Genomic DNA, 20,239 nt, shown 5'->3' on the forward strand with positions numbered 1-20,239 from the left:
CCTTCTGAACTGGTATAAAAGGAGGGAATCTATTTTTGCTCACACCTACTGCATTTTAAGATTTATAGACAACTGCTTATCTTAGAGAGCACCCTTTCATAGGCTTTAACTGTTTCATCCACTTCTTTTTTTGTATGAGCGGTTGATAGACTGTAACGATTTAAAGGCTTTGTATAAATCCCCTCTTTTAACAGCTCAATATCTATCTTTTTTCTTGTTTGCAGGTCTGTGTTTTGAAGGTCCCGGTAGTGTGAAATTTTCTTCTTATCAGTTAATACTACACTAAAAATTGAGCCCACGCCAACTGCCTTCATTGGTATTTTATAGCGCTTAAATGTTAATTCCAGCCTCTGTTTTAAATAGGTGGTTAAGGAGAATACTTCATCACTTTTCTTCTCAAGTATTTCTATGGTAGCTAACCCCGCAGCCAGAATGGAAGGGTGGCCATTGTACGTGCCGCTGTGAAATAAAACATCATTCGCAGTAGAGGCTTTACTTTGACTGCTGTCAAAAACATCTGCTCCTTTTGTCGGCGCACTCATCATCATAATTTCTTTTTTGCCTCCAACCATTCCAACAGGGTAGCCGCCTCCTACTGCTTTCCCTAACGTAGTAATATCTGGCTTCACATTATAAATTGACTGTGCGCCTCCAAGCGCTACTCGAAAGCCTGTTTTCACTTCATCAAAAATTAATACCATACCAAGCTCTTCAGTAATTTTACGCAGCCCATGAATAAATTCCCTTTCAGCGGGGATAAAACCAGCCTGTACAGGTTCAATCATGACACAACCAATTTCATCTTTTCTCGCTTTTAAAATCTTTTTACAAGCTTTTAAATTATTAAAGGGAAGGACCACCGTATTTCTAACTGTAGATGGACACATGCCTTTAGATTCTGCTATACCTTTTGGTTCATCCTCTTCCCCTGCGTCGTCAACTGACGGATTGACACTGACAAGCATTTGGTCATAGCCTCCGTGGTAATGTCCCTCAAACTTGGCCACTTTTTGTTTACCAGTAAAAGCTGCAGCAAGGCGTATAGCAAGAAGTGTGGCTTCTGTCCCTGAATTAGTGTAACGAAGAAGCTCCATGCTTGGATAATACTCTTGCAGCTTTTTCCCCATCTTGATTTCCAGCTCATGAGGAGTACCAAACAGCCATGTTCCGTCTTCTTCCACCTGCCTGATCACTGCCTTTTTTACTTCTTCATCCCCATGGCCAGTCATAAGAGCTCCGTAGCTCATTAGATAATCAATATACTGATTATTATCTACGTCTGTAAGGTAGGCTCCTTTCCCATGCTTCATGACAATAGGATACGGCGCAAAGTGCTTAATGTTAGCTGTTACACCGCCAGGCATTACTTTTTTTGCCTCTTCCATAAATTCATAGGAGCCTTTCGTTCGTTCTGCCAGCTCCATGACTGGATGCTGCCTCTTCTCAATAGCCATTTTCTTTCATTCCCTCACTTTTGAAATTTCTTTTTCTTTTACCTCAATGTATGAATTGTTAATTTCATTATATGGTAACACTACCCGAATGTGAAGGCAATTATTCATACTTTCTTAATAAATGAAATTATAATTTCAAAAAAACAAGAAATTAAATGAAATATTAGTTTCATTGTATAAACGAAAAAGAAAGTCAAACTTCATATACACATTGTATGTCCAATATACCGAAATTTTCCCTTCATTTTTCCCCCTTTATTAAAGTTTTCTTTCTTTTTTGACGTTTTTGAACTCATATGTTTTAATCTATATAGCTGTAAATTGATTCCTTACAGAGTCATTTACATATTTCAAAGCCTTATAACTCTCTTATTCTTTGAAAACAACCGTCTTACTAAGGCGGTTATTACCACAAGGGAAGGTGATCCTATGGCACAGCCGAAGTACATTATGGATATCGATAAGATTAAAGAAATCCCAGAAGAAGAGCGGGCAAAACTGAAAAAAATTACTGACAAATTTGTTTTCCGGGTAAATGAGTACTATTTAAGTTTAATTAACTGGGAGGATCCTAATGATCCGATAAAAAACCTTGTTATTCCTAACGAAGGAGAACTTGAAGAGTATGGACGCTGGGATGCATCAGATGAAGATACAAACTATGCAGCACCAGGGTGCCAGCATAAGTATAAAACGACTGCTCTTTTGATCTGTTCCGAGGTTTGCGGAGCCTATTGTCGTTACTGTTTCCGCAAACGTTTATTCAGAAATGATGTAAAAGAAGCCATGTCAGACGTTGATCCAGGAATTGAATACATCCGAAATACTCCTGAAATCAATAACGTGCTGCTTACAGGGGGAGATCCTCTTATTCTTGCAACGAAAAAGCTGCGCTACATCATTGAAAAGCTACGTGAGATTCCTCATGTGAAAATTATTCGCATCGGTTCAAAGCTTCCTGTATTTAATCCAATGCGTATTTATGAGGATGAAGAATTGTTAAAATTAATCAGTGAGTACTCTACGCCAGACAATAGAATATATATTATGGCTCACGTAAACCATCCTCGTGAAATCACGGCTGAAGCTAAAAAAGGCTTTGATGCATTGCATAAAGCAGGGGCAATTGTCGTAAATCAAACGCCAGTATTAAAAGGGATTAATGATAATCCGGATGATCTGGCAGAATTGCTTGATAAGCTTTCCTGGGCAGGAGTAACTCCTTATTACTTCTTTATTAACCGCCCTGTTGCCGGTAACAATGATTTTGTACTTACCTTAAAAGAGGCGTATGATGCTGTAGAAGCCGCTAAAGCGAAAACAAGCGGACTAGGAAAAAGAATTCGTTTGTCCATGAGTCATACTTCAGGAAAAATTGAAATCCTTGGCATTGAAGACGGAAAAGCATATCTTAAATATCACCAATCCCGAGATGAGGAATATGGGAAGTTTATGGTTCTCGACTACCCTGAAAATGCAGCTTGGTTTGATGATCTGCCAGGAAACGAACAATACTGGACGAAGCCTAAGAAAAAGGTGGAAGAAGTCGTTTCAGTAAATGAAATGCCTGATATGCCTCAAGGCCGAAAAGCCCTCAAGAAAAAGAAAGTAACAACACAGTAAGAAAAGCGTAAGCACAAAACAACGTCCCGCTCAATCATTGAACGGGACGTTGTTTTTATTTTTTTATTCGATTTATCAATGTACCAATATCTTTAACAGTAATTTCAATCTCATCTCCTGGCTGCAGGAATTTCGGAGGAGTAAACCCTTTTCCTACTCCTGCAGGGGTCCCTGTAGCAATTACATCCCCTGGTTCAAGGGTCATTCCTTTAGACAGAATATGTATAAGGGTTGGAATATCAAAAATAAGCTGAGAAGTATTCCCTTGCTGACGTACCTCCCCATTAACTTTTGTTGTCAGCTCCAGCTTATCAGGATGAGAAACAGAATCTTTATGGACGATATAAGGTCCCATCGGGCAGCTTGTATCTAAACTCTTCCCTAGAAAGAATTGTTTATGATTTTGTTGAAGGTCTCTTGCTGTAATATCATTGATGAGCGTATACCCGAAAATATAATCCTTTGCTTCCTCTTTCGAGATTCCTCTTCCCCTTCTGCCAATAACCACTCCAATTTCACCTTCATAATCCAATTCACTTGTTACCTCTTTATGGGGATCAATTTCCTCTTCTGGACCGATAATCGTGGTCGGGGCTTTCGTGAAGACAATTGGGTGAGAAGGAAGATTTTCTGCACCCATTTCTGCAGCATGATCTGCATAATTTTTGCCAATACAAAGGACGTTCTTAGGCGGCTGAGGGATAGGTGCTTTAAGACTCACGTCTTTATCTGATAATGAATAAATTCCATTCGTTTTACTTTCTTTCTGGTGAGAAGCCCACTCTACTACTTTCTTAATTTCCACCATCACTTCTACGCCCTCTTCAATAATCCCTGCGACCGTTTCAGGAATGGAGACTTCATTTTTCATCGCAAACTGAGCCTGCTTTAAATCAATGATCTGCTCCTGTACTGTTACCACACCTGCTGTTTCATATTCTCCGATTCTTGCTGTCACAAACTTCATGTTCTTCGCACACCTTCCTGTTTTCATATAGTAATAAATTAGCAGTACAAAAAAGGATTCTCTCCATTATGGAAAGAATCCTGCCCTTTTACCGTCTTTTCCTTATTCAGATCCGAGCCCTACTGAAAAATACGGGAACATGCCTTCAATATCTCTTGAGGCTTGTTCTAAAGAATCTTCTTGCTGAAGCTCTTCTACGATTGCTGACTGCCAATGCCCTTCGTAGCATCCTCTAAAATCAAAACGAGCATGGTTAGTAAACACGCCATCCCCATCAATACATTCCGGAAACTCTTGTAATAAAGAAGGCGGATCTTCAATAAACAAACGAATGTTTATCACTTCTCCATTCACTTCTTCCTGCGCGGCAAAGCCAAATTCATATAACCTTTCGATTACTAAATAAGAAGAAAAAGGAATCAACACCTTCTGACCCTCTTCTACCTGTTCGAATCCTTGCGGAGTAACAATGGTTTCCCCGTAGGAAGCCCTGTCTGTAAACCCTTCAGCTATCCAAAAGTAAAACCCAATCATCAGAATAGCGAGGAGAACCGCTCCGCCTCGTTCCCAGCGTTTACTGCCTTCCTTCTTCAAATTTTTTATACCTTTTTGCATGAGCCAGCCTAATCCTAACACAAGAATAATAATGGTAACCGAAAGAAGTAAATAAAAAAGCCACGGGGTAAATGTCATCATATGTATCATATCCTTTTCTTTTTCGCCTTTTCCTATGATAAACCTCTGTTTTATCAAACCGTTAAACAATGCCAGCCTGTAAAGACAACAGAAATATGGTATCATACTCCTAGCATAAATGGCGAACGATCTTCTTTTAAAAACATACCCACCTCTTTAAAAAGGTCGCGTCACATAGAAAGAGGGATCTTATGAAAGTCGTAATTAGTACGTTAAATGCAAAATATATTCATACATGTTTGGCTCTGCGCTGCTTAAAAGCCTATGCTGAACCTGATTATCAATTAGAAATGGCTGAGTATACCATTAAAGACCCGGCAATGAATATCGTAACCAGCCTATTTGAAAAAGAGCCGGATGTCATTGGTTTTTCCTGTTATATTTGGAACATAGAAGAAACCATTCAGGTCGTAAGCATGCTTAAAAAAATCCGGCCAGAGCTCACGATTGTTTTGGGCGGACCCGAAGTTTCCTACGACACAAAGTACTGGATGGAAAGGATTCCTGAGGTTGATTTTATTGTCATGGGTGAAGGGGAAGAATCATTTAAGCACCTTTTACAGGAAATAGAGGGAGAGCAAAAATATCATTTCCTTTTTGGAACAGCCTACCGAAAAGACGGAGAAGTTGTTATTTCACCTCCTCGTCCCAAATTTAATTTAAACGAAATGAATTCACCATACCGCTTTGCAGAAGATCTCAGTGAGCTTGGAAAACGAATCACGTATTTTGAAACCTCTCGAGGGTGCCCTTTCAGCTGTCAATTTTGCTTATCCTCCATTGAAACCGGAGTCAGATATTTTGATATGGAAAAAATCAAAGACGATCTCTTGTACTTAATTGATAACGGGGCTAAAATGATTAAGTTTGTCGACCGCACCTTCAATATTAAGAGAGACTATGCCCTAGAAATCTTTGATTTCCTTATTAAAAACCATAAAGGGTGTCAATTCCAGTTTGAAATTACAGCAGATATCATGCGCCCTGAAGTCTTAGATTTCCTTAATAAAAATGCCCCCAAAGGCCTGTTTCGCTTTGAAATTGGTGTTCAATCAACAAATGATGCTACCAATGAGCTTGTAAAACGAAGACAAAACTTCAAAAAGCTTCAGCGGACAGTAACGATGGTAAAAGAGGGGGGCAAAATCGACCAGCATCTCGATTTAATCGCTGGTTTGCCGGAGGAAGATTATACGCGTTTTAAACAGACATTTAACGACGTATTTGAGATGCGGCCTGAAGAGCTGCAGCTCGGCTTTTTAAAAATGCTCCGGGGAACTGGCCTGCGTCTTCGAGCCGAAGACTACGGTTACGTCTATATGGATCACGCGCCATATGAAATGCTGAAAAACAATATACTAAGCTTTAGTGATATTTCCCGAATTAAGCGAGTGGAAGACGTGTTAGAAAAGTACTGGAATGATCACCGGATGGATCATACAATTGAATACCTGGTAGAACACACCTTTTCAACTCCTTTTGACTTCTTTCAGGATTTCGGTGACTACTGGGAAAAGCAGGGCTGGAGCAGAATAGGGCATCAGCTTGAAGACCTTTTCCTTCGCCTTCATGAATTTTTATTAGATATAGATACAGAACATTTATCTGTCATTGAAGGTTTAATGAAGTATGATTATTTCCTTCATCAAAAGCACAAACCTAGAAAGGTATGGTGGGAGCATAGCTTATCAAAAAAAGAGCATTCCTCTCTCCTCAAAAGTCTGGCACATGCTCCGTCGCTGGCAGGGCCTTCCTTTGAAAGTCTTCAGGCGTCGGAAAAAGAACTTCACAAGCATTCAGTAACTGAGCTTCTTGATTTCTCATTAAGCCATTATTTACAAACTGGTACGTTCTTGAAGGAGCCAGAATACTTGATTGTATATTACCATACGCAAACGAAAGAAAAACAAGTCTTTCATTTGCCCCTGTCCTCTGCAAAGATTGTAGAAGCGTAAAACGTAAAGCATTAATAAACTTCACCTAGTATTTATTTATGAAAAGAGAGGATCTCTCTTCATATCCTTTTGTCTAAAGAAGGTCGTAAAGTCCTCAGTGAGGGGAATTACGACTTTCTTTACATATTTATTCAATGAGATCCCTTACGTTAACCTGCATATTTTTTTCTACCTTGCTGCATTCCACTTTTGTCTTTATACAGAAGCTTTTTCCTGCCCTCCTGTGGAAAAGGGAAAGTAAAAAGCTGGAGGGAAAGTTAGGTATGTAGAAAAGAACATTACTTATTTTGCAGACACGTTATTGTAATCAGACTGGAAAACGAAAGTAAGATTAGTTTAAATAATATTTCTTGATGTACTCTTTTGCCTGAGAAAGCATCTCCTCATGCTCTTCTTCACTTGCTAACACTGCATTGCCAAAATGAAGAGGTGGAAGGGGAGTAAAGCCGCAAAAGGAGAAAATGGCTTCATCCATCACTTTATTTACACTATCCGCCATCCCGCTGCCCTCATACTCTTCTTTAGGAGAGCCGGTTGTATAAATAACACCAACTTCCTTTCCTTTCATTTTTCCGATCGGATCCTCTCCGTCCAATTCATAAGCAAACCCATATGAAAGAATACGGTCAAGATACCCTTTTCCCACGGCTGGAAATGTTCCCCACCAAAGTGGAAAAATAATCGTTATCTTGTCTGCCCACTCCATATATCTATGTTCTTCTTTTACTTCTCGAGGATATATGCCTTGAAGAGAATCTTTATATTCTTTTCTTGATAACACAGGAGATAAGGCCAGCTGGTGAATATCTCTTATCTTTACTTCTTCCCCGCTGCTTTGAAACGTTTCTTTCACTTTTTGTAAAATGGCTCCGTTAAAACTATCTTTGTCAGGATGCATAAATAATATTAATTGCTTTCCCATCCTCTCTCAGTCCTTTCTATTTTATCTACCTGGTTCATGATCTGAATTTCTTACCGCAAATACCTTCCAGTCAGCTGGCTTTCCTGTTTGCCAGTCAATTTTTATCATTAGCCTGCTGTCATTCACTTTCTTTCCCTTTTTCTCATTATTTTACCCATTTACGTATGTATGATAGATTTGGCCGTTTATAAGTCTAAAAAGAAGGATATATAACGAACGAATGACATCTGATAAAATTTGATAGCTGGTAACGGAGGCGAAGATCATCATGAATAAACTACTAACAGGACTTGCTGTTTGGACACTGTTTATGTTTATTATGGGAATGCTGTTTCCCATCCAGACAACTTCAGGTGCAAACCAAATTGGAATGATTCTGCAAAGCTATACTATCTATGGATTTTTCTCCTTAATACCCATTGTGTTCTTTGGCTCTATCGTATCCTTTATCGCTGACTTTCTTGCTCGTCAGGCTGAAAAACATTTCAATACGATTTCTTTTATCCTTCACCTGATCGGGGGATCACTTGCCTATTTATTCACTTACAATATTGACATTACAATTATGGCTATGATTGCAGCTATGTTATTCTTCATAGCTGACCGAAGCTTTTGGATCATCAGCAGGATGCCCAACCGTCAGTATATGGCCAAAAACCTTCCTATCGTACTAGGTGTAGTAGGTGTAACCGCTATGGTCATGGGGTCTTCAATGTAAGAAATAGTGTAAAGACTGTTCCATGTGCACCAAACAGTCTTTACGTCCTACATAAGTTCAATCAAGACGACTTGGTTGTTTTGTTAGGAAGAGGGCAATAATTGGGCTTTCCAAAATAATACCCTTGTACATAATGAAAGCCCAGGCTTTTTACAAAGTCAGCTTCTTCTTTGTTTTCAATCCCTTTTGGGTACAGCTCGTGCGGCTATAGTCACCCATTAAGAATACCCTCCTTAAGGTAAGCAGCAACCCTTTTCTTAGAACTATTTTACCATTATTTACTGAAGCTGAAACAAAAAAGCAGACCTCTCTATTAGAGAAATCTACTTATTTTTACTATATTCACTAAGCAACTTTTCAGCTGCCTGGGCAGGCGGGAGCGTCCCCTCTGTTACTTTCTTCTTCGTGTCTGTTAAGATCTCTTTAATATACGGGTTTTCATAGAAGTCCCTTTTTAACTGTTCTTCAATCAAAGAGTCCATCCATTCTGAAAGCTGATTCTGCCTTCGTTTCTGAAAAACACCTGATTCCAAGGTCTTTTCTTTGTATTTGTTAATTACATTCCACATGTCATCAATTCCGTTTCCCGTTAAAGCGGAAATTGTATAGGCTTTAGTTTCCCATCCATGTGTAGCCGGCTGAAGAAAGTGAAGAAGACGATTATACTCAGCCTTCGCATTTTCAGCTGTCTGTTTATTTGGGCCGTCTGCTTTATTAATGAAAAGAGCATCCGCAATTTCCATGACTCCTTTTTTCATTCCCTGCAGTTCATCTCCTGCTCCAGTTAGCATCAGAACTAAGAAGAAATCTACCATGGAACGCACAGTTATTTCACTTTGGCCGACACCAACTGTTTCTACAATAATAACGTCATAGCCTGCCGCTTCACAAATTAACATCGTTTCCCGGCTTTTTCTGGATACTCCCCCGAGTGTCCCCCCAGAAGGAGAGGGCCTTACAAAGGCTTGCTGATGTTTGGAAAGCTTCTCCATTCTCGTCTTATCACCAAGAATACTGCCTTTACTTACACTTGAAGAAGGATCTACCGCTAGGACCGCTACATGATGGCCCCTGTCACAAAGCTTTGTGCCAAGTGATTCAATCAGCGTGCTTTTACCGGCTCCTGGCACACCGGTAATTCCTAAACGAATCGAATTTCCTGTATAGGGCATTAAATGCCTTAACACTTCCTGTGATTTATGAAAATACTTGGGTGAATTGCTTTCAACTAAGGTTATAGCCCTGGCGATAGTGGCCCTGTCACCGTTTAATACACCTTCTACATATTGCTCTACTGACAGAGTTCTCCTTCTTTTCGGGTGATTTCGGTTTTCCTGGTATTTATTTTCCATGTACACTTGCCCCTTTCGCTGCATGGACTCTCTTATCCTCCATCCCTTTTCGAAACATACAGGGGACTTTGCCGCTTCATTATACTTCCTCTTCTATTCTTTGATTCACTTCTTCTAGGACTTGTTTAGCTGCTGCTGGAATTACAGTACCTGGTCCAAAGATCGCAGCTGCGCCTTGTTTCTTTAAGAATTCATAGTCCTGTGCCGGAATCACACCACCTATAACCACCACTATATCTTCTCGGCCAAGCTTTCTTAGTTCAGCTATGACTTCTGGCAGGAGAGTTTTGTGCCCTGCTGCCAATGAGCTCATTCCAAGGATATGGACGTCATTCTCTACCGCCTGGACAGCTGCTTCTTGAGGCGTTTGAAACAACGGACCGATGTCTACATCAAATCCTAAGTCAGCAAATGCTGTGGAGATTACTTTTGCTCCCCTGTCATGGCCGTCCTGTCCCATTTTAGCTACCATAATACGAGGACGCCTTCCTTCTCTCTGGGCAAATTCATCCGTAAGCTCACGCACCTCCTTCATAAGCTCCTCCTCTCCGTACTCTGCAATGTAAACCCCGCTGATTGAGCGGGTTACTGCCTGGTGGCGGCCAGCCTTTTCTTCAATAGCATCAGAAATCTCTCCAAGGCTTGCTCTTGCCCTCGCTGCTTCAACCGCAAGCTCTAGTAGATTCCCTTTACCTGACTCAGCGGAATCTCCTAAAGCCTGAAGGGCCTCTTTCACCATTGCTTCATTTCTCTCTTCCCGAAGCTTTTCCAGCCTTTTTATTTGGGCAGCTCTTACTGCACTGTTATCAATGTCTAATATATCAAGAGGCTCTTCCTGTTCAAGACGGTACTTATTAATCCCAACGACAGTTTCCTTGCCGGAGTCAATATGAGCCTGCCTTCTGGCAGCCGCTTCTTCAATTCTCATTTTAGGAAGGCCAGTTTCTATTGCTTTTGACATGCCTCCTAAATCATCCACTTCCTGAATATGATCCCAGGCTTTTTTAGCAAGCTGGGCCGTAAGAGTTTCCACATAATACGACCCACCCCAAGGATCAACCACATTGGTAATCCCGGTTTCTTCTTGTAAGTAAAGCTGAGTATTACGGGCGATTCTGGCAGAAAAGTCTGTAGGCAGGGCAATCGCTTCATCCAAAGCATTGGTATGAAGGGACTGAGTATGCCCTAAAGCTGCCGCCATTGCTTCAATGTTTGTCCGAATCACGTTGTTATATGGATCCTGCTCAGTTAAGCTCCAGCCTGAAGTTTGAGAGTGGGTTCTAAGAGCCATTGACTTTTCGTTTTTGGGCTGGAAAGACTTCATTAATTTTGCCCAAAGAAGCCTGGCTGCTCTCATTTTTGCTATCTCCATGTAATAATTCATCCCTATAGCCCAGAAAAAAGATAGCCGAGGTGCAAAAGAGTCAATGTCAATTCCTGCTTTCAATCCTGTTCGAACATACTCAAGACCGTCCGCAAGAGTATAACCCAGCTCCAAGTCTGCTGTAGCTCCAGCTTCCTGCATATGATAGCCTGATATAGAAATGCTGTTAAATTTCGGCATATGTTCTGACGTGTATTTAAAAATATCTGCAATAATTCTCATGGACATATCAGGAGGATAAATATACGTATTTCTCACCATATATTCTTTTAATATATCATTTTGAATTGTACCGGTTAGTTGTTGCTGACTTACTCCTTGTTCTTCTGCGGCGACAATATAAAAAGCCATTACAGGGAGAACTGCCCCGTTCATCGTCATAGACACTGACATTTCATTTAAAGGAATGCCATCAAAAAGAATCTTCATATCCAGTATAGAGTCCACAGCTACCCCTGCTTTTCCCACATCTCCTACCACACGGGGATGATCTGAATCATATCCTCTGTGCGTTGCGAGATCAAAGGCAATTGACAGTCCTTTTTGTCCTGCCTCCAGATTTCTCCGGTAAAATGCATTGGATTCTTCAGCAGTCGAGTAACCAGCATACTGGCGTACCGTCCAAGGGCGTGTTTTATACATGGCAGGGTATGGACCTCTTAAAAATGGAGGAATGCCAGATACATAGTCAACGTGCTTAAAGTCTTTTATATCCTCTTGACTGTATACCTTTTTTACTGGAATTTTTTCAACAGTTTCGAAGCTGCCCTCAGAAGAAGAAAAGCTTTCTAATTCCGGTTTGGCAGGATACTCTTGGGGCCGATAGCTTATTTTCGTGAAGTCAGGCCTGCTCATATGTTTCAGCTCCTTTCTTTTGTTGGAGTGTTTTCAGAAGTTCATAGGCGTTCGACCCTAGAGAAACTGTGCCATCCAGCCCTTTTTCCGTAAGAATGGTGTGCAGGGAGTCAGGTGTTTTACCTGCAATCATCACAGTAACGGTTGGATCTGTCTTTTTGATTCCTTCAATAATTTCAGGAGCCATTGTAGAGTAATCCTCTTCTTTGCCGCACAAAACAACAAACGGAGCATTGGCTTTAATTGCTTTTTCAACTGCCTCTTGAACGTGCAGTGAACCGTTTTCAGCGACTACTTTAAACCCGCCTGTCTGAAAAAATCCAGTAACAAAATCAGCACGAGGCTTATAATCGCGAAGTTCTCCTAAGTTAACCAGGAACGTTTTCAATGGTTTCCCCGACTTTTCTTCAAAGGCCAGTGCATTTTTGCGGAGAGTCTCAAATCGTTCTGCTCCTCTTTTTTGTTCAATAGATGTAATCTCGTTTCCTGGCACCTGCTTTCCACACCACGTTGCGATCTGGCCAAGGGTCCACCCTTTTTTCGCTCGCTCAATTCCCTCGTAAACGATTGAATCTCTAGTTTCTCTTTCCTCAATATCTTCCGCTTTCTTTTTTGAGGTCGTCTTCTGCACAAATTCTTCGATCTCTTGACTGTCATCTTCCGGAATGAAGCTTACTGGATTTTCCTCTATGTCGGGGTATTGATTCGTACCAACAAATACCTTTTTGCGGTGATCTATATCAATTTCTTTTCTTGAGGAAATGTCTTCTACCCTTTTTTGTACTGCTCCGTTTTCTATCGCTTTTTTCATTCCACCATTCTGTTCTATTTCCTGAAACAATTTCCATGCTTTCTCTGCCAGTTCATTTGTCATTGTTTCAATATAATACGAACCCCCTGCCGCGTCTGCCGTTTTCCCTATATGTGCTTCTTCCTGCAAAATCACCTGGGTATTTCTTGCTATTCGGCGGGAAAATGAGGTAGGTTTTTGGAAGCTTTCATCAAATGGGCTCACCTGTATACTGTCTGCCTGTCCAATTGCTGCTGAGAAGGCTTCCGATGAGGCTCTTAGTATATTGACATATGGATCATACAGTGTCTTTGTCCAAGAAGAGGTTCTTGCATGGATATTCATCTTCCTCGCCATCTCGTCCTCTGTATAGGCTGCCATAACGTTCGCCCACAAAGATCGAGCTGCTCTCAGCTTTGCTATTTCTAAAAAATAATCTGACCCAATAGAAAATTGAAAACGAACCCTTTTCGAAGCCTCCTCAGGAGGAATTCTCCGTTCCTTTAATTCTTCAATATAAGTTACTGCTGTAGCCAGTGCATAAGCTAACTCTTCAACTGCGCTTGCCCCTCCATTATGATAGGGAGAAGTGGAAACAAGTATCGTTTTCACCGGGCACTCTTCCTCCTGACACCACCGAACGATTTCAGCCATCCCATTAAAAATCTTGTCAAGTTCATACGTTAACTCTCCTTTTACTACCCAGGCACCAAAAGGATCAGCCGCTATACTTCCTTTCAGCTCTTTAACGTTTCCATCTAAAGCTGCTAAAAAAAGGGAAAAAACAGGAAGAGGATGCTCCCCTGTATCCACATGAAAAGGAACGTCTGCCGCTTCTATGCTTTGTAAAGCCGTTTTTATATCCTCTGCATTACAAATGGAAAGTCCTTCTTTTCCCGCTGCTTCTTTGCCATCAAATGGATCGGTTCCAAGCTTTGCATTTTGGTCCAGCATAATGACCACAGAATTTTGACCTCGTTGAATATCATGCTTTAATGCCAAGTGGAATCTCTCCGGCGTACTTTCTCTTATTTCCTGTGAAATCTCCCAGGGTGTTTTCAAAGGAAGCGAAGGTGAAGTACCCCGTGTATAGGGAAACTCTCCTGGCATAGCATTTATAAATGGCAAGCCGTCAATATCCTCTTTTCTGTAAAGGGTATGGATCGTAATCCCTTCGTAAGTCTGGGTAAGGAGCTTGCGCTCATAGGAGGCTCCTTTTAACGATTTCTCTGCTGTTTCCTTCCAGGAGGCTGTAGACGGAATAGAGAAGTCACAAATTTGTTCCATTGTTTTTTTAACATCCTCTTGATTCATGTTTTTCACCTTCTTTCCTAGAGTGGAATATTGCCATGCTTTTTCTTTGGATTTTCTTTCTTTTTATTTTTCAGCATTTCAAGGGCACTTGCCAGTACCTTTCTCGTGTCTCTTGGATCAATGACATCATCCACCATCCCATTTCTCGCAGCAATATAAGGGTTGGCAAATCGTTCTCTGTATTCTTCTATTTTTTCCTTACGGGTTCTTTCAGGATCGCTGCTTTCCTTAATTTCTTTAGCAAAAATAATATTGGCTGCCCCCCCAGGGCCCATCACGGCTATTTCGGCGTTTGGCCATGCATATACTAAATCCGCGCCTATGGCCTTACTATTTAACGCAACATAAGCTCCTCCAAAAGCCTTTCTTAAAATGACTGTCAGCTTTGGCACTGTTGCTTCCGAATAGGCATACAGAATTTTGGCCCCGTGACGTATAATTCCCCCGTGTTCCTGCTGCACCCCAGGTATAAAACCGCTTACATCTTCAAATGTAATAAGAGGGATGTTGAAGCAGTCACAAAACCTGATAAAACGAGAGCATTTATCTGACGAATCAATGTCTAACCCCCCGGCCATCATTTTAGGATTGTTAGCCACCACTCCTACTGTTTCCCCGTTAATTCTTCCAAAGCCTACCACTATATTTTTAGCAAACCCCGCCTGAACTTCCATGAAATCTTCATTATCCACAACCTTGGCAATAACCTTTCGTACGTCATAAACTTTCATGCTGTCTACAGGTACTATATCCAATAATTCATCCACCCGGTCCTCAGTATCCCTGGAGTTGTTTTTTTCTGCCTTTGGAGGTTTTTCTTCAAAATTTGAAGGAAGATAACTGATGAGGCGTCTCACTTCTCCGAGTACCTCTTCTTCTGAAGATGCTGTAAAATGGGCATTCCCGCTTTTGGTGGAATGAACGGCAGCTCCGCCCAGATCTTCACTGTTAATGTTGGCACCGGTGACACTTTCGATCACTTTTGGACCCGTAATAAACATCTGGCTAGTTTTTTCAACCATGAACACAAAATCTGTAATGGCTGGAGAATATACAGCTCCCCCGGCACACGGGCCCATTATGACTGAAATTTGCGGGACGACTCCGGAGTATATAGAATTACGATAAAAGACATGTCCGTAGCCATCCAAAGACAACACACCTTCTTGAATGCGGGCGCCTCCTGAATCATTCAACCCGATAATAGGTGCTCCGTTCTCCGCTGCTAAATCCATAATTTTCGCAATTTTTAGAGCGTGCATCTCTCCAAGGGCGCCTCCAAAGACTGTGAAATCCTGGGCAAATAGAAATATCGTTTTTCCATTGATTTTCGCGTACCCTGTCACCACTCCTTCTCCAGGTGATTCGGCACCCCCAAAATCCATCCCTCTGTTTTCAATAAAAGGATTCAATTCTACGAAACTTCCCTCGTCTACTAACACGTCAATTCTTTCTCTGGCAGTAAGCTTTCCCCTGTCATGCTGGGCATCAATTCTCTTGACCCCTCCGCCTAACTTAACCTTTTCCCGCCGAAGTTCCATTTCTTCTATTTTTGAAAACATATCATCCATACTGCATCCTCCTTAAAAACTGTAATTGTGTAAGTATTTGAAACCGTGCTAAAAAGGGGATTTAAAAAGCCGTCTCATTCCTTCTTCTTCTCCATAAAGCACGGCTGGGTATAAAAAAGGGCCTGCTTTCATAACAGGCCCTTTAAAGGTGTACTAGTTCGGCTTAACAAGAAAAAGGGGCTGTCCATATTCAACAAGTTCTCCATTTTCCACAAGAACCTCAACAATTTCCCCGCTTACTTCTGCTTCAAGTTCATTCATTAGCTTCATTGCCTCTACAATACAAACTACTGTATCCGGAGAGACTTTGTCTCCTTCTTTTACGTAAGGATCAGACTCTGGATTCGGCGATTCATAAAACGTTCCTACCATTGGAGAGGTAATTTTCTTTAATGAATCATCATTTTGTTTGCTTGTCGTTTCATTTTTTGACTTTTCACTACCTTGGTCTTGCTTTGGCTCTTCTGCTTTCGGCTGTTCCGGCTGCGGGGCCGGTACTGGCGCTGGCTGCACTGCCGCTTGCGGTACGCTCACTGTCTGTTGGACACCTTCTTTACGGATGGTGATTTTTTCTTTATTTTCTCCGCGGATCTCAACCTCGCCAATAGATGAGTTGTCTATGGCTCTGATCAATTCTTTTATTTCATTTACTTTAAACATGTTCATTCACTCCTTTTAAAGGCTGCTGAAATTTGTAGGACGTAAAAATAACCTTTGATAGGCCGGATTTTCCAAAGCTGTTTTAGTGAGCACAGAATGCAAAATTAAATCTGCATAGATATCAGCAATATCATTAACTGAATATTCTCCTGTATCTTTATACCATTTATAGGTCCAGTTTATCATTCCAAAAATTGCCATGGACATGATCGGAACAGGAATTTCCTTTCTAAACTCCCCTTCGGTAATTCCTTCTCTCACCACTGAAAACATCAGCTCTTTATACTTGTTTCTTTTCTTTTTTATTTCGGTAAAATACTCCGGAGCAAGATATAGACTCTCCTGATAGAAAACTGTTACATGAGCTCTGTACATTTCAAACATTTTAACAAATGACCTTACCGTTGCGTACAGCTTCTCTGTTGGAGTTCCGTACCTCGAATGAGCTTCTACAGCTTTATCAAGCACATATGTAATAAATGAATCATGGATGGTATATAGAAGCTCGTCTTTTGATTTAAAATTATGGTAAAAGCCGCCCTTTGACGTCCGGCTTTCTCTCACAATTTTGTCCACTGTCACAGCATGAAAACCATATTCTTCAAAAAGTTTTAAAGCAGCTTCTGTGATGCGCTCCTTGGTTGGTTTCTCGGCCATGTTCATCACCTGCTCTTTCCCAAATTACCTCCCTTATAAAAGCTTTGTCTTATCGAGAAAGCTAGTATCAAAGGTGCCGTTTACAAAGTCTTCGTTTTCCATTAGTTTTAAATGGAAAGGGATGGTCGTGTCTACTCCTTCAACGACAAATTCCATTAACGCTCTTTTCATTCGTGAAATGGCTTCTTCCCTTGTTTTGCCTCTGACAATAAGCTTGGCCACCATGGAATCATAGAAAGGTGTAATCGTAAAGCCAGGATACATTGCACTATCAATGCGGACACCTAATCCGCCAGGAGGAAGGTACATATCAAGCTTCCCTGGTGAAGGCATAAATCCTTTTTCCGGATTTTCTGCATTGATACGGCATTCGATAGCCCAGCCATCAATCACAATTTCTTCTTGACTTACAGAAAGCTTTTCTCCTGCCGCTGCTTTAATTTGTTCTTTTATAAGGTCTATGCCAGTGACTTCTTCGGTTACTGGATGTTCTACCTGTATTCTCGTATTCATTTCCATAAAATAGAAGTTTTTGTGCTTATCTAATAAAAACTCTACAGTCCCCGCACCACAGTAATTAACAGCCTGGGCTGCTTTTACTGCAGCAGTTCCCATCGCTTCTCTGATGTCTTCGTCTAAAGCTGGAGAGGGTGCTTCTTCAACCAGCTTTTGATGACGCCTTTGAATGGAACAATCCCGCTCGCCAAAATGAACAACATTTCCGTGGGAGTCAGCCATAACCTGAATTTCGACGTGGCGAGGTTCTTCCACAAATTTCTCTAGATACACACCCGGGTTTCCAAATGCGGTGGCAGCTTCCTGCTGGGCCATAGAAATGGCTTTTTTCAGCTCACCTGCTTCATATGCTACCCGCATTCCTTTTCCTCCGCCGCCTGCTGTAGCCTTGACAATCACCGGGTATCCTATTTCTTCAGCGGTTTTGAGAGCTTCTGATTCTTCTTCAATAATTCCGTCTGTCCCTGGAACTATCGGCACTCCGGCCTCTGCCATTGTTTCACGCGCAACGGCCTTTGCCCCCATTTTATTTATCGCTTCAGGCGATGGGCCGATAAATGTAATATCATGGTCAGCACACATCTCGGCAAACTCTGCGTTTTCAGCCAGGAAACCGTAGCCTGGGTGAATCGCTTCTGCCCCTGTCTTCAGTGCCGTGGCTACAAGGTTCGTTTTCTTTAAGTAGCTCTCAGCTGATGAATGAGGACCAATGCAGTAAGCTTCATCTGCCATGAGGACATGCAGGGCTTCTTTATCCGCTTCAGAGTGAACGGCTACTGTTTCAATGCCAAGCTCTCTGCAAGCTCTGATAATTCTAACTGCAATTTCCCCTCGATTGGCTATTAACACTTTCGTAAACATTCCTTCACCCTCTTTGCCATTTCTATCATTTTTTTAAACGCTTACATCCGGTCAGGTTTAGACCGACTGGTCAGTCTGTAATTAAATTCTATGTAAAATTTTTCACTTTGTCAATTTCTCTTTCAGGAATTTTTCTTCTTTTATGAAAAAAGTTTATAGTTTCTTTCTCCATTGTATTCTTTCCTCGTTTTTTGCTCAAGTTTTTTCTAACTTCTCTCCTTTATACGCACACTTAAAAAATGAAAAAGCCTCACCGGAAATTCCAATGAGACTTACTGTCTGGAGATAGGAAAGGTAACACAACGAAAACATCCACCTGACTTAATAATTTCAGAAAAGGATACTTCGTACACCGTAAAGCCTGCATTACGTAATTCTTTATTAATTCTTTTACACTTGTCCTGGCTGATTACTGTATTATGACCGATTGAAAAGATATTGACACCAAGGTTAAACTGCTCATCCTCTGTGACTTCTATGCATTTATACCTTGAACGCAATGTATCGGCCCACTCTTCAGACATGGCATTGGGATACAACAGCGCATATTCTTCGGAAAAAGGATTAAACACACAGTCTAAATGCAGATACTTGTCTTCGATTGGGACTTTCTCCACCCTTCTCCCAGGAAATAAAGCAGCAAGCTCTTCAATAGCAGAAGCTTCCGTTCTCCCGCTTTGTCCAACGTAGATATTATTCTTGCTTATTACCACATCTCCGCCTTCTAAGGCTCCTTTTGTAATCTCATAATATGTTATTCCATGTTCTTTCAACCAGCCTTTGAATACTTCTGTCTCTTTCTTTCGAATGTTTTGCTTCATTTTTCCTACAACCAGGGTATTGTCAATCACTACTCCTAAATCCCTGGTGTAGACTTGTTCAGGCAGAGCCTCGTCTACAGCCAGTGTATGAACCTTTACCTGTTCTCTTTCAAACACTTCGATCATGTTATTATGCTGTTTTACTGCTTCTTTCTTATCAATATTTGACCCTGCATATTCTTCCTGTGTATCGTTGATGACTTCCTGAATTTCCATCGCTCTAGGAGAACATACGATGACCTCTTTTAATGTATCAAAATCTGTTTTTACCTGCGGCATGCTCGCAACCTTCACTCTTTACCCCTCCTTGGTTATTTTATTATTCCTCCCTTCGTACCTTTTCACACTCTTTTTCTTCTCATTACTACAGGAAGGAAATATAGGAAAGTAAATATAAGGGGAGTTCCTTACTTTTTTCTAAATTTTTAAAATTTTTCAGGTGAAGCAAGAGGTCTTTCGTTTGAAATTCTTTTCTTAGTGGTATAATGAAGATATGAAGAGATAGCGGAAGCACCAAAGGATAAATTTGGATACTATAAGAAGGGAGACCGATGATATTAGCTAATGAAATTGTTGAAGAGAAAATCAAAAGTCTTAACGGATGGAAACAGGCGGATGAAAAAACCATAGAGCGAGTGTATACATTCTCGGCTTTTCTTAATGGTATTCATTTTGTCAACAAAATTGCTGCACACGCCGAAACAGTAAACCACCATCCACATCTAACCATAAACCATACAGAGGTCACTGTCCGATTGACTACGGTGGACGCTGGAGGAATCACCGAAAAAGATATCCGCTCAGCTTTTGAATATAATCGATTAATTTCCACAGTTCATGCATAAAATAAACAAGGTACGGAGACGCAAATTGAATTTTTGCATATAATAGTAGTACAACAAGCTCCGACCAATTGAGGTGATAAAGATGAGCTATCAAGAGAGCAGAATGAAAAAACTTTTGGAGACCGACCGTTTTCTCCATCACACGTTTGAAGAGATAAAGAGAAGCATTGGTGATGAGGATGAAGCCTTAAAAATGGTATTTGATGCTTACGTCCTGAAAGAGCCAATGATGAGGAACGCATACGTGCACTTGACGTAATGGCGAGGGTCTCCCTTAA

At 41.0% G+C, this 20,239-nt stretch carries 17 protein-coding genes; 5 read left to right on the forward strand and 12 right to left on the reverse strand.

From position 1 onward, the window contains the following. Nucleotides 1-62 precede the first annotated feature (62 nt). Nucleotides 63-1,454: an aspartate aminotransferase family protein gene (locus tag CEF17_RS11740; protein ID WP_100399693.1), complete on the reverse strand. Its 1,392-nt coding sequence runs from the start codon at nucleotides 1,452-1,454 to the stop codon at nucleotides 63-65. 429 nt (nucleotides 1,455-1,883) lie between these two features. Here CEF17_RS11740 and CEF17_RS11745 point away from each other — a divergent pair, with 429 nt between their 5' ends. Continuing rightward, nucleotides 1,884-3,077, forward strand: coding sequence for a KamA family radical SAM protein (locus tag CEF17_RS11745; RefSeq protein ID WP_100399694.1), 1,194 nt, complete (start codon nucleotides 1,884-1,886; stop codon nucleotides 3,075-3,077). A 55-nt stretch (nucleotides 3,078-3,132) separates the two neighbouring features. On the opposite strand, the gene CEF17_RS11750 is transcribed toward CEF17_RS11745, so the two are convergent. Both CEF17_RS11750 and CEF17_RS11755 read right to left on the reverse strand, forming a co-directional pair. Continuing rightward, the gene (locus tag CEF17_RS11750) at nucleotides 3,133-4,044 is read right to left on the reverse strand and encodes a fumarylacetoacetate hydrolase family protein (protein ID WP_100399695.1); all 912 of its coding nucleotides are present in this window, start codon (nucleotides 4,042-4,044) and stop codon (nucleotides 3,133-3,135) included. Between the two features lie 102 nt (nucleotides 4,045-4,146). Next, the gene (locus CEF17_RS11755; RefSeq protein ID WP_198508961.1) at nucleotides 4,147-4,749 is read right to left on the reverse strand and encodes a hypothetical protein; all 603 of its coding nucleotides are present in this window, start codon (nucleotides 4,747-4,749) and stop codon (nucleotides 4,147-4,149) included. 182 nt (nucleotides 4,750-4,931) lie between these two features. Between CEF17_RS11755 and CEF17_RS11760 the strand changes: the two genes are divergently transcribed. Then, nucleotides 4,932-6,695, forward strand: coding sequence for a B12-binding domain-containing radical SAM protein (locus tag CEF17_RS11760; protein ID WP_100399697.1), 1,764 nt, complete (start codon nucleotides 4,932-4,934; stop codon nucleotides 6,693-6,695). A gap of 331 nt (nucleotides 6,696-7,026) precedes the next feature. Here the strand turns inward: CEF17_RS11760 and CEF17_RS11765 are convergent, their stop codons facing one another. Continuing rightward, on the reverse strand, nucleotides 7,027-7,617 hold the full coding sequence (locus tag CEF17_RS11765) for an NAD(P)H-dependent oxidoreductase (RefSeq protein WP_100399698.1): 591 nt from the start codon (nucleotides 7,615-7,617) through the stop codon (nucleotides 7,027-7,029). A 268-nt stretch (nucleotides 7,618-7,885) separates the two neighbouring features. Here CEF17_RS11765 and CEF17_RS11770 point away from each other — a divergent pair, with 268 nt between their 5' ends. Continuing rightward, complete coding sequence (locus CEF17_RS11770) at nucleotides 7,886-8,335, forward strand: hypothetical protein (RefSeq protein ID WP_100399699.1); 450 nt, start codon at nucleotides 7,886-7,888, stop codon at nucleotides 8,333-8,335. A gap of 323 nt (nucleotides 8,336-8,658) precedes the next feature. Here the strand turns inward: CEF17_RS11770 and meaB are convergent, their stop codons facing one another. The 8 genes from meaB to CEF17_RS11815 all read right to left on the reverse strand — a co-directional run bounded on the left by meaB (nucleotide 8,659) and on the right by CEF17_RS11815 (nucleotide 19,410). Then, entirely contained in the window at nucleotides 8,659-9,687 is a 1,029-nt protein-coding gene (meaB, locus tag CEF17_RS11780; protein WP_100400890.1) for a methylmalonyl Co-A mutase-associated GTPase MeaB, read from the reverse strand. A gap of 79 nt (nucleotides 9,688-9,766) precedes the next feature. After that, entirely contained in the window at nucleotides 9,767-11,926 is a 2,160-nt protein-coding gene (gene scpA / locus CEF17_RS11785) for a methylmalonyl-CoA mutase (protein ID WP_100399700.1), read from the reverse strand. Then, entirely contained in the window at nucleotides 11,913-14,030 is a 2,118-nt protein-coding gene (locus CEF17_RS11790) for a methylmalonyl-CoA mutase family protein (RefSeq protein WP_100399701.1), read from the reverse strand. The genes scpA and CEF17_RS11790 overlap by 14 nt, the downstream gene beginning before the upstream one ends. A 17-nt stretch (nucleotides 14,031-14,047) precedes the next feature. Further along, nucleotides 14,048-15,601 (reverse strand): acyl-CoA carboxylase subunit beta, encoded by a 1,554-nt coding sequence (locus CEF17_RS11795; protein ID WP_100399702.1) that lies wholly within the window; start codon nucleotides 15,599-15,601, stop codon nucleotides 14,048-14,050. A 153-nt stretch (nucleotides 15,602-15,754) separates the two neighbouring features. Next, complete coding sequence (gene accB / locus CEF17_RS11800) at nucleotides 15,755-16,261, reverse strand: acetyl-CoA carboxylase biotin carboxyl carrier protein (RefSeq protein WP_100399703.1); 507 nt, start codon at nucleotides 16,259-16,261, stop codon at nucleotides 15,755-15,757. 15 nt (nucleotides 16,262-16,276) lie between these two features. Further along, nucleotides 16,277-16,918, reverse strand: a complete 642-nt coding sequence (locus CEF17_RS11805) for a TetR/AcrR family transcriptional regulator (RefSeq protein WP_054634972.1) — start codon at nucleotides 16,916-16,918, stop codon at nucleotides 16,277-16,279. A gap of 33 nt (nucleotides 16,919-16,951) precedes the next feature. Further along, on the reverse strand, nucleotides 16,952-18,295 hold the full coding sequence (gene accC / locus CEF17_RS11810) for an acetyl-CoA carboxylase biotin carboxylase subunit (protein ID WP_100399705.1): 1,344 nt from the start codon (nucleotides 18,293-18,295) through the stop codon (nucleotides 16,952-16,954). Between the two features lie 272 nt (nucleotides 18,296-18,567). Beyond that, on the reverse strand, nucleotides 18,568-19,410 hold the full coding sequence (locus CEF17_RS11815) for a dimethylarginine dimethylaminohydrolase family protein (RefSeq protein WP_100399706.1): 843 nt from the start codon (nucleotides 19,408-19,410) through the stop codon (nucleotides 18,568-18,570). Nucleotides 19,411-19,667: 257 nt separating this feature from the next. Here CEF17_RS11815 and CEF17_RS11820 point away from each other — a divergent pair, with 257 nt between their 5' ends. Beyond that, complete coding sequence (locus tag CEF17_RS11820) at nucleotides 19,668-19,961, forward strand: 4a-hydroxytetrahydrobiopterin dehydratase (protein WP_100399707.1); 294 nt, start codon at nucleotides 19,668-19,670, stop codon at nucleotides 19,959-19,961. Between the two features lie 82 nt (nucleotides 19,962-20,043). After that, nucleotides 20,044-20,220, forward strand: coding sequence for a hypothetical protein (locus tag CEF17_RS20060; protein ID WP_157049690.1), 177 nt, complete (start codon nucleotides 20,044-20,046; stop codon nucleotides 20,218-20,220). Nucleotides 20,221-20,239: the final 19 nt, after the last annotated feature.

This window comes from Bacillus sp. FJAT-44742, from assembly GCF_002797315.1.
Classification (GTDB): domain Bacteria; phylum Bacillota; class Bacilli; order Bacillales; family Marinococcaceae; genus Thalassorhabdus; species Thalassorhabdus alkalitolerans.

Coding starts and splice junctions, on each gene's coding strand:
- CEF17_RS11820 (WP_100399707.1), top strand. CDS start 19,668: ATGATATTAGCTAATGAAATTGTTGAAGAGAAAATCAAAAGTCTTAAC.
- CEF17_RS11790 (WP_100399701.1), bottom strand. CDS start 14,030: ATGAATCAAGAGGATGTTAAAAAAACAATGGAACAAATTTGTGACTTC.
- CEF17_RS11795 (WP_100399702.1), bottom strand. CDS start 15,601: ATGGATGATATGTTTTCAAAAATAGAAGAAATGGAACTTCGGCGGGAA.
- meaB (WP_100400890.1), bottom strand. CDS start 9,687: ATGGAAAATAAATACCAGGAAAACCGAAATCACCCGAAAAGAAGGAGA.
- CEF17_RS11745 (WP_100399694.1), top strand. CDS start 1,884: ATGGCACAGCCGAAGTACATTATGGATATCGATAAGATTAAAGAAATC.
- CEF17_RS20060 (WP_157049690.1), top strand. CDS start 20,044: ATGAGCTATCAAGAGAGCAGAATGAAAAAACTTTTGGAGACCGACCGT.
- accB (WP_100399703.1), bottom strand. CDS start 16,261: ATGTTTAAAGTAAATGAAATAAAAGAATTGATCAGAGCCATAGACAAC.
- CEF17_RS11755 (WP_198508961.1), bottom strand. CDS start 4,749: ATGATACATATGATGACATTTACCCCGTGGCTTTTTTATTTACTTCTT.
- scpA (WP_100399700.1), bottom strand. CDS start 11,926: ATGAGCAGGCCTGACTTCACGAAAATAAGCTATCGGCCCCAAGAGTAT.
- CEF17_RS11765 (WP_100399698.1), bottom strand. CDS start 7,617: ATGGGAAAGCAATTAATATTATTTATGCATCCTGACAAAGATAGTTTT.
- accC (WP_100399705.1), bottom strand. CDS start 18,295: ATGTTTACGAAAGTGTTAATAGCCAATCGAGGGGAAATTGCAGTTAGA.
- CEF17_RS11805 (WP_054634972.1), bottom strand. CDS start 16,918: ATGGCCGAGAAACCAACCAAGGAGCGCATCACAGAAGCTGCTTTAAAA.
- CEF17_RS11750 (WP_100399695.1), bottom strand. CDS start 4,044: ATGAAGTTTGTGACAGCAAGAATCGGAGAATATGAAACAGCAGGTGTG.
- CEF17_RS11760 (WP_100399697.1), top strand. CDS start 4,932: ATGAAAGTCGTAATTAGTACGTTAAATGCAAAATATATTCATACATGT.
- CEF17_RS11770 (WP_100399699.1), top strand. CDS start 7,886: ATGAATAAACTACTAACAGGACTTGCTGTTTGGACACTGTTTATGTTT.
- CEF17_RS11740 (WP_100399693.1), bottom strand. CDS start 1,454: ATGGCTATTGAGAAGAGGCAGCATCCAGTCATGGAGCTGGCAGAACGA.